The 15,627-nt window shown below is 73.7% G+C and carries 15 protein-coding genes; 4 read left to right on the top strand and 11 right to left on the bottom strand.

Annotation, left to right across the window (positions count from 1 at the left end; all coding sequences use genetic code 11):
- Nucleotides 1–142: 142 nt before the first annotated feature.
- Nucleotides 143–754, bottom strand: coding sequence for a TetR/AcrR family transcriptional regulator (locus tag ACZDWJ_RS14835; RefSeq protein ID WP_463522001.1), 612 nt, complete (start codon nt 752–754; stop codon nt 143–145).
- 73 nt (nt 755–827) lie between these two features.
- On the opposite strand from ACZDWJ_RS14835, the gene ACZDWJ_RS14830 reads away from it, so the two are divergent.
- On the top strand, nt 828–1,880 hold the full coding sequence (locus tag ACZDWJ_RS14830) for an oxygenase MpaB family protein (protein WP_463521999.1): 1,053 nt from the start codon (nt 828–830) through the stop codon (nt 1,878–1,880).
- A gap of 118 nt (nt 1,881–1,998) precedes the next feature.
- Here ACZDWJ_RS14830 and menD read toward each other — a convergent pair whose 3' ends face one another.
- Genes menD through ACZDWJ_RS14815 form a run of 3 tightly spaced genes read right to left on the bottom strand, consistent with a single transcriptional unit; the run spans nt 1,999 to nt 5,581 of the window.
- A complete protein-coding gene (gene menD, locus ACZDWJ_RS14825; RefSeq protein ID WP_463521997.1) occupies nt 1,999–3,582 on the bottom strand; it encodes a 2-succinyl-5-enolpyruvyl-6-hydroxy-3-cyclohexene-1-carboxylate synthase in 1,584 nt (527 codons plus the stop codon).
- The gene (locus ACZDWJ_RS14820) at nt 3,579–4,541 is read right to left on the bottom strand and encodes an o-succinylbenzoate synthase (protein WP_463521995.1); all 963 of its coding nucleotides are present in this window, start codon (nt 4,539–4,541) and stop codon (nt 3,579–3,581) included. The genes menD and ACZDWJ_RS14820 overlap by 4 nt, the downstream gene beginning before the upstream one ends.
- A complete protein-coding gene (locus ACZDWJ_RS14815) occupies nt 4,538–5,581 on the bottom strand; it encodes an AMP-binding protein (RefSeq protein WP_463521993.1) in 1,044 nt (347 codons plus the stop codon). The genes ACZDWJ_RS14820 and ACZDWJ_RS14815 overlap by 4 nt, the downstream gene beginning before the upstream one ends.
- A gap of 62 nt (nt 5,582–5,643) precedes the next feature.
- Here ACZDWJ_RS14815 and ACZDWJ_RS14810 point away from each other — a divergent pair, with 62 nt between their 5' ends.
- Nucleotides 5,644–6,534: a 1,4-dihydroxy-2-naphthoate polyprenyltransferase gene (locus tag ACZDWJ_RS14810; protein WP_463521991.1), complete on the top strand. Its 891-nt coding sequence runs from the start codon at nt 5,644–5,646 to the stop codon at nt 6,532–6,534.
- A gap of 49 nt (nt 6,535–6,583) precedes the next feature.
- Here ACZDWJ_RS14810 and ACZDWJ_RS14805 read toward each other — a convergent pair whose 3' ends face one another.
- Nucleotides 6,584–6,850 carry a DUF4229 domain-containing protein gene (locus ACZDWJ_RS14805; protein WP_463521989.1) on the bottom strand — a complete coding sequence of 89 codons (267 nt, stop codon included), beginning with the start codon at nt 6,848–6,850 and terminating at the stop codon, nt 6,584–6,586.
- Nucleotides 6,851–6,894: 44 nt separating this feature from the next.
- Between ACZDWJ_RS14805 and ACZDWJ_RS14800 the strand changes: the two genes are divergently transcribed.
- Nucleotides 6,895–7,152, top strand: a complete 258-nt coding sequence (locus tag ACZDWJ_RS14800) for a hypothetical protein (protein ID WP_463521987.1) — start codon at nt 6,895–6,897, stop codon at nt 7,150–7,152.
- 875 nt (nt 7,153–8,027) lie between these two features.
- Here ACZDWJ_RS14800 and ccsB read toward each other — a convergent pair.
- From ccsB to hemL, 6 genes are read right to left on the bottom strand one after another with little or no spacing between them, the layout of a single operon-like run.
- On the bottom strand, nt 8,028–9,062 hold the full coding sequence (ccsB, locus tag ACZDWJ_RS14795) for a c-type cytochrome biogenesis protein CcsB (RefSeq protein ID WP_463521985.1): 1,035 nt from the start codon (nt 9,060–9,062) through the stop codon (nt 8,028–8,030).
- Nucleotides 9,059–10,666, bottom strand: a complete 1,608-nt coding sequence (gene resB / locus ACZDWJ_RS14790) for a cytochrome c biogenesis protein ResB (protein ID WP_463521983.1) — start codon at nt 10,664–10,666, stop codon at nt 9,059–9,061. The genes ccsB and resB overlap by 4 nt, the downstream gene beginning before the upstream one ends.
- On the bottom strand, nt 10,663–11,415 hold the full coding sequence (locus tag ACZDWJ_RS14785; protein WP_463521981.1) for a cytochrome c biogenesis CcdA family protein: 753 nt from the start codon (nt 11,413–11,415) through the stop codon (nt 10,663–10,665). The genes resB and ACZDWJ_RS14785 overlap by 4 nt, the downstream gene beginning before the upstream one ends.
- Nucleotides 11,408–12,040, bottom strand: coding sequence for a TlpA family protein disulfide reductase (locus ACZDWJ_RS14780; RefSeq protein WP_463521979.1), 633 nt, complete (start codon nt 12,038–12,040; stop codon nt 11,408–11,410). Before ACZDWJ_RS14780 ends, ACZDWJ_RS14785 begins: the two co-directional genes overlap by 8 nt.
- Nucleotides 12,037–12,717 (bottom strand): histidine phosphatase family protein, encoded by a 681-nt coding sequence (locus ACZDWJ_RS14775; RefSeq protein WP_463521977.1) that lies wholly within the window; start codon nt 12,715–12,717, stop codon nt 12,037–12,039. Before ACZDWJ_RS14775 ends, ACZDWJ_RS14780 begins: the two co-directional genes overlap by 4 nt.
- Nucleotides 12,714–14,078 carry a glutamate-1-semialdehyde 2,1-aminomutase gene (gene hemL / locus ACZDWJ_RS14770; RefSeq protein ID WP_463521975.1) on the bottom strand — a complete coding sequence of 455 codons (1,365 nt, stop codon included), beginning with the start codon at nt 14,076–14,078 and terminating at the stop codon, nt 12,714–12,716. The genes ACZDWJ_RS14775 and hemL overlap by 4 nt, the downstream gene beginning before the upstream one ends.
- Nucleotides 14,079–14,343: 265 nt before the next feature.
- Between hemL and ACZDWJ_RS14765 the strand changes: the two genes are divergently transcribed.
- A complete protein-coding gene (locus ACZDWJ_RS14765) occupies nt 14,344–15,588 on the top strand; it encodes a lytic transglycosylase domain-containing protein (RefSeq protein WP_463521973.1) in 1,245 nt (414 codons plus the stop codon).
- Nucleotides 15,589–15,627: the final 39 nt, after the last annotated feature.

Here is a 15,627-nt window from a genome sequence, read left to right as displayed (position 1 = left end):
TCAGAGCTGATCAACGGACTGTTGTTGCAATGACCCTGTGAGCCCGCACGGGGAAACTGGACGTTGTCAGAGGAAGTTACCCCTGACAACGTCCAGTTCTCCCTGACCTGATCGAGCCCCAGCGGACTCCAGCGGGCCGACGTCAGCGCAGCGACCGCAGCAGGTCGGCCGCGAACCCGACCATCCGCTCCGGCGCGAGGACGTCGGGCCGGTCGAGCAGCAGCCGTCCGAAGCTCTCCAGCACGGCGACGGCGGCGTACGAGGCCACCTCAACGTCGACGTGCGGCCCCCCGCGGCGCTCGATGCCGACCGCGAGCAGCTCGGCGATCTGCGCGCGGATGCGGTCGCGGTCGCCGTCGATGCGCGCGCGCACGACCTCGGGGGTGCCGTCGCCGGCGCCGAGGATGGGACGCCAGGTGTCGGGGTCGGCCAGCACGCGGCCGATGAGCGCGCGGACGGTGTCGAGCAGGAAGGCGTCGGGGTCGCCGTCGGGGAGCTCGGCGGGCAGCACCTCGGCGAGCTGGGTGAGCGCGCGCAGCTGCTGGCGGTCCAGCAGGGCTCCGAGGAGGTCGCCGAGGCCGTCGTAGGCGCCGTAGACGACCGGGCGGGTGACGCCGGCCTCCCGCGCGATCGCGTCGATCGAGACGCCCGCGTAGCCCTCCCGGACGATCACCGCGAGGGCGGCGTCGAGGAGCTGCTCGCGCCGGACCTCGAGCGGGACGCGCGGGGCGTAGGGACGGCGGGCGGCGGGCACGCGCGCCACCGTACCGCCCGGCGTCCCGCCGCCCTCCTTCCAATTGCTACACCACTGTAGTAATTTGCGCGGCATGGCCCACCGCACCGTCACCCCACACGAGGACCACGGCTTCTTCGGTCCCGACTCCGTCACGTGGAAGGTCTGGGGCTACCCGACCTCCCTCACCATCGGCTTCCAGCGCGCCGTCGTCATCGAGGAGCTCGACCCGAACCTCATCGCCGCCGTCGACGCCACGCAGGGCATCTACGCGCGCCCACGCACGCGCTACGACCGCACGCTGCGCTACTTCGCGATGGTCGCGTTCGGCGGCTCCCGCGAGACCGCGAAGGCCGCGGACGTCCTGGTGAAGGTGCACTCCAAGGCCATCGGCACCGACCCCGTCCTCGGCACGCCGTACGACGCCAACGACCCGCAGAGCCAGCTGTGGATCCACCTCACCGCCTGGCACTCGATCCTCAAGGCCTACGAGGTCTACGGCCCCGGCCGCCTCAGCGCCGCCGAGGAGGAGCAGTACTGGCGCGAGTGCGCGGTCGCCGCCGAGCTGCAGACCTGCGACCCCGCCGACGTCCCCACCAGCCGCGAGGGCGTCCAGGCCTACTTCGAGCGGATGCGCCCGACGCTCGCCGGCAGCGAGATCGCGCAGAAGGCGATGGCCCACCTCCTCGACGCCGGCGTCATGCTCCCCGAGCAGCCGCTGCCCCTGCGCCCCGCCTCCTGGCTGGTCACCCGCGCGCTACGCGCCGGCACCCTCGCGACGATGCCGCACTGGATGCGGCGGATGGGCGGGACGCCGCAGTCCGGCGTCGTCGACGTGGCCGTGCGTCCCGTGCTGCGCACCGGCTTCTGGCTGCTGAACCTGAACACCAACGTGAAGCTCGCCGTCCTCGGCTATCTCTCGCCCTCGACGCGGCCGATCGTCGAGCCGCCGTTCCGCGGCATCGCCGCCGTCGTGCCCGAGGTCGTCACGCCGGCCGAGGCCCGCGCGCGCCACGGCTACGACCGGCCCTCGGAGGCCCACCGCGACCTGCGCGCCCGCCAGGCTGCCCGGGTCTTCGGCGAGGGCGCGCCGCCGTCGGACGAGGGGCTGGTGGAGTCCGAGCCGATCCTCGGCGCGATGGCCTGACGTCGTCGTCCTGTGGATGAAGGACCGATTGGTCAGGGGAACTTGGGCGTCAGAGGCCCCAAGTTCCCCTGACCTTCAAGAAGTTCCCCGGTCAGCCGGGGAAGTCCTGGCTCCCCGGTCACGGCCGCAGGGCCCGGATCCGCTCGTCGAGCGAGCGACGATCGGAGCGACCGACACGCGCCTCGACCACCTCGAGACCGCCGTTGGGCGAGGCCAGCACCTGGGCGAGCTCGGGGAGGCTGGTGACGCTTACGTGGGGGGTGCGGGTGGCGGCGCAGAGGGCCTCGACGTCGACTCCGTGCGGGGTGGCGAAGAGCCGCTCGAAGCGGTCGGCGTAGGCGGGGCCGCCCTGCTCGAGGGTGGCGAAGATGGAGCCGCCGTCGTCGTTGACGACCACGATCGTGAGGTCGGGGCACGGCTCCTGCGGGCCGAGGACGAGGCCGTTGGAGTCGTGGAGGAAGGTGACGTCGCCCATCAGCGCGAGCGCGCGGGTGCTGTGGGGGCGGGCCAGCGCCGCGCCGATCGCGGTGGAGACCACGCCGTCGATGCCGGCCAGGCCGCGGTTGGCCATCACCATCCGGCGGGCGCCGACCTCGAAGCCGCGTTGCATGAGGTCGAGGTCGCGGATCGGGTTCGACGGGCCGACGACGAGGAGCGCGCCGGGCTCGGTGGCCGCGACGACGGCGCCGGCGACCTCGTACGGGGTCAGCCCGGGCTCGGCGGCGAGGAGCCGGTCGAGGCCGCGGCCGACGGCGCGGTCGGCGTCGCGCCAGCGCTGGAGCCAGCCGGCGTGGGCGAGGTCGGGGCCCTCGGGGACGGCGCCGGGGACGTGGCGCGCCACCGGGTGCGGCCGGGCGAACCGGCCGGGCGGCTCGAGATCGAGCACCTCGACGTCGGACCGCGCGAGGAGCCGCTGCACCGGACGCGACAGCGTCGGGTGCCCGGCGACCACGACCCGCTCGACCTCGACGGCCAGGCCGAGGTCGTCGGCGCCGAGCAGCAGGCGGTAGCAGCGCAGGGCCGCCTCGCCGGTGCGCGAGCCGCTGGAGGGCTCGGCGAGCAGCGGCCAGCCGGCGTCCTCGGCCAGACGACGGGCGGGCGGCCCGGCGTCGTCGCCGGCGACCACCACGGTGCGCGGACCGAGCACGAGGCGCTCGCCGTCGTCGCGACGCCGCCGGCGCCACGACGGGGCCTCGTCGGGCGCGGTGGGCGTCCAGTGGTCGTCGGGGACCAACGGGTCGTCGAGTCGCAGGTTCACGTGCGTGGGCCGGTCCAGGGGGAGCACCGGGACGGGCCCGGACTCGAGGTCGATCGTGGGCAGCAGCGGGCCGAAGACGTCGACCTGCTCGGTGGTCTGGTTGGCGCTGGTGCCGCGCAGGCGGGTGGGCCGATCGGCGGTCAGCGCGATCATCGGGACGCCGGAGTGCACCGCCTCGAGCAGCGCCGGGTGCAGGTTGGCCACCGCCGTGCCGGAGGTGCAGGTGACGACCGCTCGGGCGCCCGAGCGGGTCAGGCCGAGGGCGAGGAACGCCGCGGAGCGCTCGTCGATGCGGGTGTGCAGGCGCAGCAGGCCGGCCTCGGCGGCGTCGGCCGCGGCGAAGGCCACCGGCGCGTTGCGCGAGCCGGGCGCCAGGACGAGGTCGGTGACGCCCTGCTCCAGCAGGGACTGCAGGGCCGCGCGGGCCAGGGCGGTGGCGCTCATCGTGACGCCTCCTGCGCCGAGGCCTCCGCGAGGCGGGAGCGCCAGTGCGCGACGCGGTCCGGCGGCGCGGCCAGACGCTCGAGGGCGGCGTCCTCGACCTGCACCGGCCCCACCGGCAGGTGACCGTCGACGGGCAGCAGCGGCGCGGCGACGACGTCGTCGGCGAGCAGGCTGACGGTGGCCAGCCCGCAGGCGTGGTGCAGCTCGGGCAGGGCCGCGGCCAGCGCGAGCCCGGTGGCGATGCCCAGCGACGTCTCCAGCGCGGAGGAGACGACGACGGGCAGGCCGATGTCCTCGGCGATCCGCAGGCAGGCCCGCACCCCGCCGAGCGGCTGCACCTTGAGCACCGCGACGTCGGCGGCCTCGAGGTCGCGCACGCGGTAGGGGTCCTCGGCACGGCGGATCGACTCGTCGGCGGCGATCGGCACGCTCACGCGCCGCCGCACGACGGCGAGCTCCTCGACGCTCGCGCACGGCTGCTCGACGTACTCCAGGCCGCCGGCCGCACGCTCCAGCAGCGGGATGGCCGCGGCGGCCTCGTCGACGTCCCACAGGCCGTTGACGTCGATGCGCACCAGGCCGTCGGGGCCCAGCGCGTCGCGGACGGCCTCGAGCCGCGCCTGCTCCTCGGCCCGGGTCTGGCCGGGCTCGGCCACCTTCACCTTCGCGGTGCGGCAGCCGCTGCGGGCCACGAGCGCGTGGGCCTGCGCGGCGTCGACCGCCGGCACGGTGACGTTGACGGGGATCCGCTCGCGCAGCGGCGCGGGCAGGTCGCCGGCGGCGGTCTCCCGCGCGCAGCGCAGCCAGGACGCCGCCTCGCGGGCGCCGTACTCCAGGAACGGCGACCACTCCCCCCAGCCGGCCGGGCCGCGCACGAACGCCGCCTCGCGCACCGTGATGCCGCGGAAGCGCACCCGCATCGGGATGGAGACGACCCGCAGGTCCTCGACCTCGCTCATGACTCCTCCTCCGCGCGGCGACGCAGCGCGAGTCGATCCGGCTTGCCGTTGCCCAGCAGCGGGACGGCGTCGAGGCGCACCAGCTGGCGCGGCGACCACGAGCGCGGGTGTCGCTCGGCGATCCAGGCACGGGCGGCGTCGAGGTCGAGGTCGCCGACGACGAAGGCCACCAGCCGGGTGCCCCACTCCTCGTCGGGGACGCCGAGCGCCTCCGCCGCCTCGACCTGCGGGTGCTCGCGCAGCCGCGCCGCCACGGCCGGGGCCGGCACGTTGACGCCGCCGCTCACCACCATGTCGTCGAGGCGCCCGAGCACCTGCAGGCGTCCGTCGTCGTCGAGCCGGCCGGCGTCGGAGGTGAGGAACCAGCCGTCGACGAGCACCTCGGCGGTGAGCTCGGGGTCGCCCTCGTAGCCGGCGAAGAGCGTCGGCCCGCCGAGCCGGATGCGGCCGTCGGCGCCGATCGCCAGCGCCACGCCGTCGAGCGGGACGCCGTCGTAGACGCAGCCTCCGGCGGTCTCGGCGCTGCCGTAGGTGGCCACGACGTGCACGTCCAGCTCCGCCGCGCGCGCCCGCAGGGCCGGGTCGGCGGGTCCGCCGCCGAGGAGCACCGTGTGCAGGCTGCGCAGCGCCGCGAGGTCGCGCGGGTCGGCGTCGTCGGCCAGGAGCCGCCGCAGCTGGGTGGGCACCAGCGAGACGAAGCGGTCGCCCGGCGGCATCGCGGCGACGGCGTCGGCCAGGGACGGGTGGTCCTCGAGCAGGGTCGGCCGCGCTCCGGCCACCAGCGACCGGCAGATCACCTGGACGCCGGCCACGTAGCCCGCCGGCAGCGCCAGCAGCCACGGCCCGCTCGCGCCCAGGCGCGACGCCGAGGCGCGCACCGAGGCCAGCACGGCCGATCGCGGCAGCAGCACCCGCTTCGGGCGGCCGGTCGAGCCGGAGGTCTCCACGACCCACGGGGCCGGATCGTCGGCGGCCAGCCAGGCCTCGAGCGCGGCGACGACGTCCCCGGCGTCGGGCGGGGTGGTCGGCGCACTGCTCACCCGGGCACGGTAGCGGGGCGCCCGATGCGCGCGCGGCGACGGGCCCGCGAGATGATCGACCCATGGCCACCCCTGCCGCTCCGCCGGCCGCCTGGATCGCCGGCGCCCGCCCCCGCACCCTGCCCGCCGCCGTCGCGCCCGTGCTCGCCGGCACCGCCGTGGCCGGGTACGTCGCCGACGTCGTGTGGTGGAAGGCGCTGCTGGCGCTCGTCGTGAGCCTGGCGCTGCAGGTGGGCGTCAACTACGCCAACGACTACTCCGACGGCATCCGCGGCACCGACGCCGACCGCGTCGGCCCGATGCGCCTGGTCGGCTCCGGCACCGCGACGCCGGCCGCGGTGAAGCGGGCGGCCTTCGCGGCCTTCGGCGTGGCCGGCGTCGCCGGGCTGGTGCTCGCGGCCTCGACCGCCTGGTGGCTGGTGGCCGTCGGCGCGGTCTGCGTGCTCGCCGCCTGGTACTACACCGGCGGCTCGAAGCCCTACGGCTACCTCGGCCTCGGCGAGGTCATGGTGTTCGTGTTCTTCGGGCTCGTCGCGGTGGTCGGCACCACCTACGTGCAGACGCAGACCTGGGAGTGGGCGGCGCTCTGGGCGGCCGTGGGCGTCGGCGCGCTCGCCTGCGCGATCCTGGTCGCCAACAACCTGCGCGACATCCCCACCGACGCCGTCGTCGGCAAGCGGACGCTGGCCGTCGTGCTCGGCGACGCCCGCACCCGGGCGTTCTACGTCGGCCTCGTCGCGGTGGCCGCGCTGGCGGCGGTGGCCCTGGCCGCGGCGACGACCTGGTGGGCGCTGCTGGCGCTCGGGTTCCTCGTGCTCGCGCGCCGCGGCGTCGCGGTCGTGCGGTCGGGGGCCACCGGTCCGGGCCTCATCCCGGTGCTGGCGAGCACCGGTCTCTCCGGGGTGGTCTGGGCGGCGCTGGCCGCCGTCGGGCTGGCGGTCGGCAGCCTCTGAGGTCGGGCCCTGAGATCGGGCCCTGAGATCGGGCTCGGACGCGGGAGGCTCAGGCCTCCTCGGCGTCCTCCTTGGCCTTGATCTCCTCGAAGCGGGCCGCGGCCTTGCGGGCCCGCTCGTCGACGTGCTGAGCGAAGCGCTCGCGGGGGCCGTTGAGCAGGAAGTAGCTGCCGATGCCGCTGAGGACGAACGCGGCCACGACGGCCCAGAAGATGACGATCTCGCCGGCGACCAGCAGCCAGATGCCGGCGATGACGCCGAAGGTGGCGGCGAACATGACGATCCGCAGCGCGGTGTAGACGAGGAAGTCCTTCACGCATCCAGGGTAGGCGCTCACCAGCGAGCGCCTACATTGGAGGGGTGCTCCGGTTCGTGCTCCTGCTCCTGCTGATCGCGTGGGCCACGTACCTCCTGGTGCGGGTGATCCAGCGTCGTGGCGTGCGCCTGTTCGGCGACGACGCCTCCGCGCGTCCCACGCCGTCCCCCCGCCCGGGACCCTCCCGTCGTCCCGGCCGCCCCGCGAAGCCGCGGCTCGTGGCCCCCGACGACGACGAGGAGTTCCTGCGCGAGCTCGACCGCAAGCGCCTGCACCCCGACGACCCCGACTCAGCGTCCTGACGCGCGACACGCTGCGCGACGCGCGCGCCACAATTACCCGGCTGACCGGGTAATTGACCGCCGCCGGGCGTGTCACGCAGGTTCTCCCGCCGCAGAACCTGCCAGACACGTCACACCGTCGGAAGCGGACCGCCCACCCACCTGTGCCCGATCGCCCGTTCGCCTGATTCCGGGCGGACGCACCACGGCCCGGCCCCCACGCGGGGGACCGGGCCGTGCTGCGTCAGACAGCGACGGGTCTCGTCGGGCATTGCTCGACGGGCTCTTCGCAACTCGGGACGACCACCGCCTACATGGCGGACGAGCTCGCTCACCTAAGCCACGGGGTCCGTCCGGACGTGGTACGCCCAAGCGGCAGAACAGAGGGAGCCCTGGTGAGCGTCAGGACTCCACGTTCAGCTCCGCTCCTAGTTCGTCTCCGGGAAGAAGGCCACCAGAAGAGCCAAGAGCAGCACGAACCCGACTGGTGGGCCGAGAACCATGCCTGCCTTCCCACCCCGCCTCGGAGCCTTCACACATGAAACAACGAAGACGGGGATGAGAATGAAGCCGACCCACTGCGCGATTCGTCCGAATCCGCCGGACTCCATGCTCAGAATCGCAGAGCTCAGAAGTGTGCTGTAGAGCGCCCAGACCGCCAGGCGCCCGGCATGATCGAGCCACGTTTGGCGTCAACCGTGCTTGACACGCAGATCCTCCTGTTGGTCGCACGTTCCGAGCTGCCCGCGCTAGGGCCACCCTATTCACGCCATGGGGAACGGAGGACTTGTTCGGAGAATCCGCTGCGCACGACCAGAGTCGTCGACGCACCTGTCTTTCCGAGTGGGTCTGACCCCGCACATCCGTGGTGCTGCACGCGATGGCGGACGGCTTCCTCAGACCGACGGGCTCCCCGTCACCGCAGGAGCGCTGACGGCCGGCGCCGGCGCGGCGTAGGAGTGCTGCGAGGTGGTCGAGAAGTAGTTGATGCCGATGAAGTTGAACCACAGCGTCGCCATGCCCACCAGGGCCAGGATCGCGGCGTTGCGGCCCTTCCAGCCGGCCGTGGACCGGGCGTGGAGGTAGGCGGCGTAGACGACCCAGGTGATGAACGCCCAGACCTCCTTGGGGTCCCAGTTCCAGTACGACGACCAGGCCTGGTGCGCCCAGATGGGGCCGGTGATGAGGACGGCGAAGGTCCACACCGGGAACGCGAAGGCGTGCATGCGGTACGACACGAGGTCGAGGCGGGCGGGGGCCGGGACGCGGCCCATCCAGCCGGTCTGCGGCTTGCCCTTGGCCAGGCTGCGCTCCTTGAGGAGGTACAGGCCCGACGTCATGCCGCCGAGGCTGAACGCGCCGGTGGCGATGACGGCGGAGACCACGTGGATGACCAGCCACGGCGAGTTGAGCGCCTCGGTGAGAGGGGCGACCGGGCCGTAGAGCCAGATCACCGCGACCATCAGCGTGGCCAGCACGAACGAGACGACCGCCAGCGAGAGCCACTCGAGCTTGTAGCGGCGGTAGAGCACCAGGTAGAGCAGCGTCACCAGGAAGGTGCCCGACAGCGTGAACTCGTACATGTTGCCCCACGGCACGCGGTTCGGGTCCGCGGCCATGCCGCGGCCGAGCAGGCCCACGGCGTGCAGCGCCGCGGCCAGACCGGTGAGCAGCAGGCCGAGGCGCCCGAAGAGCGCGACGCGGTGGACGTCGTCCTCCGACGGGCCGTCGGGGCCGCCTGTGCGCACCAGCACGTCGCCGTCGGCGACCGCACCGGAGGCGGCCGAGCCCGACGCCGAGCCCGACGCGGCGGCCGGCACCTTGCGCAGCGAGGCCCACTCGACGAGGTGCGCCAGCAGGGCCAGGAAGTAGACGACGCCACAGGCCGCGACGGCCTGGTTGCTGAGCGTCTCCCACGCGGTGTTCGTCACGATCTCTCCTCCGTAGACGGCGCGGCGTCACCGCGCAACGCGGTCACGACGCCGGCGAGCACCGGGGCGACGTCGCCGCCCCCGGAGCGGTCGAGCGCCGCCACCTCCACCAGTGTGCCCGGTCCCCCCTGGGGGTCGGCCGGACGGGTCCGCACCCAGAGACGGCGCGGGCGGATGAACAGCGAGCCGATGAGGCCGATCAGCGCCATGACGACGCCGGTCAGCGCGATGAGCTTGCCGGGGGTGTGGCTGACCTGCACCCGCACCCACGGCTGCAGCGAGTCGAAGCTGACGGTGCCCAGGCCGTCGGGCAGCGCGACGGTGTCGCCGAGCTGCAGGTCGAGGCGGTAGGGCTTGCCGTCGGCCTTCTCGAGCATCGTCGCCTTGGACTTGTCGAGCACGTAGACCGACTGCGAGGCGCCGGCGTCCATGTTGAGGTCGCCGGTGTAGACCCGCATCGAGAGCACGGGGTTCTTGTCGTCGCCCATCACGTTGAACGGCTCGCCGTTGACCGACGCGTAGGTCGGGTAGAGCAGGCCCTCCAGGCCGATGCCCTTCGGCAGGGCGTCGGGCGCCTTCACGACGCCGAAGGACAGGAAGCCCTGGTTGACGGGGAGGAACGGCGTGGGGCCGCTGTAGACGACCTCGCCCTTGCCGTCGCGGATCGTGACGACGGGGGCGTAGCCGTGGCCGATGAGGAAGACCTCGGTGCCGTCGATGTTCAGCGGGTGGTTGACGCGCAGGTCGTACGTCTGCGCGGGGGCGCCGGGCTCGGAGCGGTAGGTGAGCGGGGCCTCGAACGCTCGCGCCATGCCCATCCGCGGGCCGCTCTCGAGCCACTCGATCTTGAAGTCGTCGACGGTGAGGTCGAACGGCTGGAGCATGTCGGGCCGGAACAGCGAGCCGGGGACGAAGTCGTCGTACTGGTTCGCGGAGTTCGAGAACGTGGAGCCCTGGACGACGATCACGCCGCCCTTGAAGCCGAACATGCCGCCGAGCGCGAAGCCGACGAGCACGACGAGCACCGCGAGGTGGAAGATCAGGTTGCCGGCCTCGCGCAGGTACCCCCGCTCGGCGCTGACGAAGTCGTCGCCCTCGGCGGCCGGACGCAGCCGGTAGCCGCGCTTGGCGAGCACCGCGCGGGCGCGGGCGAGCACCGCCTCGGCGTCCTCGTCGGTGGTGTAGGTGGTGCTGTCGGGCAGGCGGGTGAGGTTGCGCGGGGCCGCCGGGGGCACCGCGCGCATGCCGCGGAAGTAGACGAAGAGCCGCGGGATGATGCAGCCGACCAGCGAGACCATCAGCAGGATGTAGACGGCCGCGAACCACGGCGAGCCGTAGACGTCGAAGAGGTCGAGCCGCTCGTAGATCGGCGTGAGGGTGGGGTGGGCGTCCTTCCAGTTGCTCGTCTTGAGCGAGTCGACGCCCTCCTGCGGGATCACCGAGCCGGGCACGGCGGCGAGCGCGAGCAGGAGCAGCAGCACCAGGGCGGTGCGCATCGAGGTGAGCTGGCGCCAGCCGAAGCGCAGCAGCTCGCGGAAGGTGAGCTCGCCGGGCCGACGCTCGGGGCTCGGCGTGGGCGGGGGCGTCTTCTGCAAGGTCGTCATACCGGCACCGATCCCGTTCCGATCCTGGTCTGCATCCACGTGATCGCCCAGTCCCACCACCCGGTGAGCAGGGCGATGCCGACGAGGACGAGCATCCCGCCGCCGATGCGCGTCACCAGCGCCTGGTGACGCCGCACGAAGGCGGTGGCGCGCAGCATCCGCCGCCACGCGAGGGCGGCGACGATGAACGGCAGGCCCAGGCCCACCGAGTAGAAGCCGAGCAGCAGCCCGCCGCGCGCCGAGGAGCCGTCGTTGACGGCGAGGGTGTAGATGGCGCCGAGGGTGGGGCTCACGCAGGGCACCCACCCGACGCCGAAGAGGAAGCCGAGCAGCGGCGCGGCGGCCAGGCCGACGGCCGGCACCTTGTGCACGCGCAGGTCGCGCTGCAGCAGGGGCACCAGCCCGATGAAGGCCAGGCCGAGCACCACGGAGATGACGCCGAGGATGACGTTGAGCAGCGTCCGGTTGACCACCAGCCAGTCCGAGACGGCGCCGGCGGAGACGCCGAGCAGCACGAAGACCACCGAGAAGCCGAGGACGAACAGCACGGCGCCGGCGAGCATCCGACCGCGACGGGCGGTGCCCTCGACGATCTCCGCGCCCGAGAGGCCGGTGGCGTAGGAGAGGTAGCCCGGCAGCAGCGGCAGCACGCACGGGGAGAAGAACGACACCAGCCCGGCCACCACGGCCACCGGGACGGCGAGCGCCAGGGAGCCGGAGAAGGCGGCCTCGCGGAACCACTCAGCCATCGCCGGCCAGGTCCTTGCCGTCGGCGATGTCGCCGACGAGGTCGACGAGGGTCTGGGTGGAGGGCAGCTGACCGCGGATGATCGCGGCGACGCGGCCCTCGGCGTCGAGCACCACGAACGCCGGGATGGTGTTCGGGTTGAGCGCGGAGTCGAAGGCGAGCATCTCCTGCCCGCCCGGGGAGAAGAAGGAGGGGTAGGTGACCTCGAAGCGGGTCACGTACGCCTTCGCCGCGGCGACGTTGTCGCGCAGGTCGATGCCGATGAACGACGCGGTGCCGTCGAGCCGGTCGGCGGCGGCGGCCACCCGGCCGGCCTCCTCGCGGCACTCCACGCACCACGAGCCCCACACGACCACGACGGTCGGCTTGCCGCGCAGGTCGGCGAGGTCGAGCGGCCGGCCGTCGAGGTCCTTGCCGGTGAGGTCGACGGGCTGGTCGCGGTCGGCGGCGTCGAGGGTCTGGATGGTGCCGTCGCCGGAGACGTAGCCCTTCGCACCGCTGCCCTGCAGGCTGCTGCAGCCGGCCGTGGCCAGCGCGGCCACCAGCGCCAGGACCGCCACGAGGACGCGGGGCGAGCCGCCCGCGCGCCGTCGGCGGCGGGAGTGGGGTGCGGGAGCGAGGTTCACGGCCGGCGCTGCTCCGGGGCTCCGCCGGCGGAGAAGGGCGCACGGCGGTCGGCCACGGGGATGAGGTCGCCCGCGGGCTCGGAGTAGGAGACGCGCACGAGCCGGTCGTCCTCGAAGTGGAAGGAGGTCAGCGAGCACAGCGTGCACTGGCGCTTGCGGGGGTCGTGCAGGAACGACCTCTTCTCCACGTGCAGGCGCGTGGTCCAGATCGGCAGCTGGTGGGAGACCAGCACGGCCTCGTGACCCACGGCGGCCTCGCGGGCGTCGTGCACGGCGGCCATCATGCGGGCGACGATCTCCTTGTAGGGCTCGCCCCACGACGGCTTCCAGGGGTTCCACAGGTGCTTCCACGCCGACGGCTTGCGCAGCGCGCCGTCGCCGACGCCGAAGCGCTTGCCCTCGAAGACGTTGGTGGACTCGATGATGCGCTCGTCGGTGACGACGTCGACGCCGCGGGCCGCGGCCAGCGGCGCGGCGGTCTCCTGGGCGCGCTCGAGGGGCGAGCAGCGGATGTGCACGACGTCGCGCTGCCCGATGACCTCGCCGACGCGGTAGGCCATCGCCCGTCCGAGCTCGGAGAGGTGGAACCCGTCGCGACGTCCGTAGAGGACGCCCTCGGGGTTGTGGACCTCCCCGTGCCGCAGCAGGTGGACGGTGGTCTCGACGGCGGGGCTCATGCGTCTCCTCGGATGGCCGGGGCGGCAGCCTTCGCTGCGGCCTCGGCGGCGGCGGGCAGGGCGTCGAGCACCGTCGAGACCGCGTGGTCGTCGTGGGCGCTGGACAGGAACCACGCCTCGTACGCCGACGGCGGGAGGTAGACCCCTCGGTCGAGCATGGCGTGGAAGAAGGCGGCGTACGCGACGGCGTCGGTGCGCGAGGCGTCGGCGAAGTCGCGGACCGGGCCGTCGGTCAGGAACACCGAGAACATCGTGCCGGCGGACTGGATCGTGTGCGCGAGCCCGACGGCGGCGAGCGCCCCGGCGACGGCGTCCTTGATCGTGGTGGCGGCGGCGTCGATGTGGTCGTAGACGGCGTCGTCGGCCAGGCGCAGCGTGGTGAGGCCCGCGGTGGTGGCGATCGGGTTCCCCGACAGCGTGCCGGCCTGGTAGACCGGCCCCTCCGGCGCCAGGCGGCTCATGACGTCGGCCCGGCCGCCGAAGGCCGCGGCCGGGAAGCCGCCGCCCATGACCTTGCCGAAGGTGACGAGGTCGGGAGTCCAGCCCTCGACGGCGCCGTCGATGCCCCAGTAGCCCTGGCGGGTGGCCCGGAAGCCGGTCATGACCTCGTCGCTGATGAACAGCGCGCCGTGCCGGCGGCAGGTCTCGGCGAGGAAGGCGTTGAAGCCCGGCTCGGGCGGGACGACGCCCATGTTGCCCGCGGCCGCCTCGGTGATGAGGCAGGCGACGCGGTCGCCGTGGGCGGCGAAGGCGGCCTCGACGGCCGCGCGGTCGTTGTAGGGCAGGACGACGGTGAGCGCCGTGCTCGACTCCGGGACGCCGGGGGTGCCGGGCACCGCGAGCGTGGCCAGGCCGGAGCCGGCCGAGGCCAGGAGGGCGTCGACGTGGCCGTGGTAGCAGCCGGCGAACTTGATGACGACGTCGCGGCCGGTGAAGCCGCGGGCCAGGCGGATCGCCGACATGGTGGCCTCGGTGCCGGAGGACACGAAGCGCACCTTCTCCACCGAGGTGCGGGCGACGATCTCCTCGGCGAGCTCGACCTCGGGGGTCGTGGGCGTGCCGTAGGAGGTGCCGCGGGCCACGGCGGCCGAGACGGCGGCCTGCACCTCGGGGTGCGCGTGGCCGAGCAGCATCGGGCCCCAGGAGCAGATGAGGTCGACGTAGCGGTTGCCGTCGACGTCGGTGAGCCAGGGGCCCTGCGCGGAGGCGATGAAGCGCGGGGTGCCGCCGACGGCGCTGAAGGCGCGCACCGGCGAGTTCACCCCGCCCGGGGTCACCGCGAGCGCGCGGTCGAAGAGCGCCCGGGAGCCCTGCGGCTCGACCGGCGCGGGGGCGTGGGTCGGCGTCTCGGAGACTGACACGTCTCCATTGTCGCGCCTGGGCCAACCGGGCGCCGCATCGGGACGCCGCCGTCGCCGCCCCGGAGGTGACCCGGACCACGACGCGAGCCGCTCCTGCCCCGCTCCTCCCCCTCACGGAGGGGCGGGGCCACGGACCCAAGGGCCCGAGTGACGGAATGGCGTGACGTGCGTAACGGATAGGTGACATGATTCGTTAGGAGGATCACAGGCGCTTGAGGGGGCGCCTGCGTCATCCGTTCAGCAGAAGCCTCGTCAGGGAGAAACGATGCATCGACTCCGTCGTATCGGCGCCCGCCGCGCCGCGACGCTGGTCCCGCTCGCCGTGCTGTCCACCGCGTGGACCGCCAGCCTCGCCACCGCCGGTGGCAGCGTGGTCGCGAGCGCGCCCGCCGACGAGCAGACCCCCGCCGGCACCTCGGTCCCGTCGAAGGCCATCGAGGCGCCCGCCTCGGTCTCCGCGCCGGACGAGATCGCGCCCGGCGTCGCCGGCACCCGCGGCCTCGGCGTGGTCGGCGGCACGAAGGTCTCCCAGGTCGTCGCCGACTCCACCACCGCCGGCATCCCCGCGGTGGCCCTGGCCGCCTACCAGCGCGCCGAGTCGGTCATCAACGCCGCCGACACCTCCTGCCACCTCACCTGGCAGCTCGTCGCCGCGATCGGCCGCGTGGAGTCCAACCACGGCCGCTTCGGCGGCAACGTCCTCAACGACCAGGGCGTCGCCACCCCCGGCATCTACGGCATCCCGCTCAACGGCCGCAACAAGACCACCAAGGTCTCCGACACCGACGCCGGCGCCTACGACCGCGACAAGGTCTGGGACCGCGCGGTGGGCCCGATGCAGTTCATCCCCTCCACCTGGTCGGTCGTCGGCGTCGACGCCGACAACGACGGCCAGCGCAACCCGCAGGACATCGACGACGCCGCGCTCGCCACGGCCGTCTACCTCTGCTCCGGCGACGACGACCTCGCCACCACCGCCGGCCAGGAGGCCGCGGTCTACCGCTACAACCACTCCGACGCCTACGTCGACCTCGTGCTGCGCATCATGGACGCCTACGCGTCGGGCGACTACACCGCCGTCCCGAACGCCGTCTCGGCGGCCGGCTACCTCGCGCCGAGCAGCTCGCCCTCGACGAGCAAGGGCTCGAAGGGCACCCCGGCCAAGGGCACGCCCTCGAAGGGCACCCCGTCGCAGGGCGGCGGCGGCTCGTCGACGCCCACTGAGCCCAGCACCAGCCCCTCGCCCACCCCGGGCACCGGCGGCTCGGGCGGCGGCTCCGGCGACGGCGGCTCGTCCTCCGGTGGCGGCTCGAAGGGCGGCCTGGGCATCCCCGGCCTCCCGACCCCGAGCCTGCCGGCCTTGCCCTCCACGGGCGTGAAGCCCCTCGACGGCCTGCTGTCGGTCACCCAGGCGATCCTCCAGTGCACGCTCGACGGCTACGTCAACAACCTGCTCAAGAGCAACGACCCGTTCGACGCCTGCGTCTACCGCTACACCCACCCGAGCTGAGGCTCGTCCCGCTCGACCGCTTCACGCAGCGAGGCCCCC

The organism is Nocardioides sp. B129/18 (assembly GCF_055282735.1).
The sequence above is the reverse complement of the archived record's forward strand: the minus strand, read 5'-3'. Positions and strand labels throughout refer to the sequence as shown.

What these genes read in the sequence shown, in the direction of transcription:
- ACZDWJ_RS14830 (WP_463521999.1), top strand. Translation starts at nt 828, where the DNA reads ATGGCCCACCGCACCGTCACCCCACACGAGGACCACGGCTTCTTCGGT.
- menD (WP_463521997.1), bottom strand. Translation starts at nt 3,582, where the DNA reads ATGAGCGCCACCGCCCTGGCCCGCGCGGCCCTGCAGTCCCTGCTGGAG.
- ACZDWJ_RS14820 (WP_463521995.1), bottom strand. Translation starts at nt 4,541, where the DNA reads ATGAGCGAGGTCGAGGACCTGCGGGTCGTCTCCATCCCGATGCGGGTG.
- ACZDWJ_RS14810 (WP_463521991.1), top strand. Translation starts at nt 5,644, where the DNA reads ATGGCCACCCCTGCCGCTCCGCCGGCCGCCTGGATCGCCGGCGCCCGC.
- resB (WP_463521983.1), bottom strand. Translation starts at nt 10,666, where the DNA reads ATGACGACCTTGCAGAAGACGCCCCCGCCCACGCCGAGCCCCGAGCGT.
- ACZDWJ_RS14785 (WP_463521981.1), bottom strand. Translation starts at nt 11,415, where the DNA reads ATGGCTGAGTGGTTCCGCGAGGCCGCCTTCTCCGGCTCCCTGGCGCTC.
- ACZDWJ_RS14775 (WP_463521977.1), bottom strand. Translation starts at nt 12,717, where the DNA reads ATGAGCCCCGCCGTCGAGACCACCGTCCACCTGCTGCGGCACGGGGAG.
- ACZDWJ_RS14765 (WP_463521973.1), top strand. Translation starts at nt 14,344, where the DNA reads ATGCATCGACTCCGTCGTATCGGCGCCCGCCGCGCCGCGACGCTGGTC.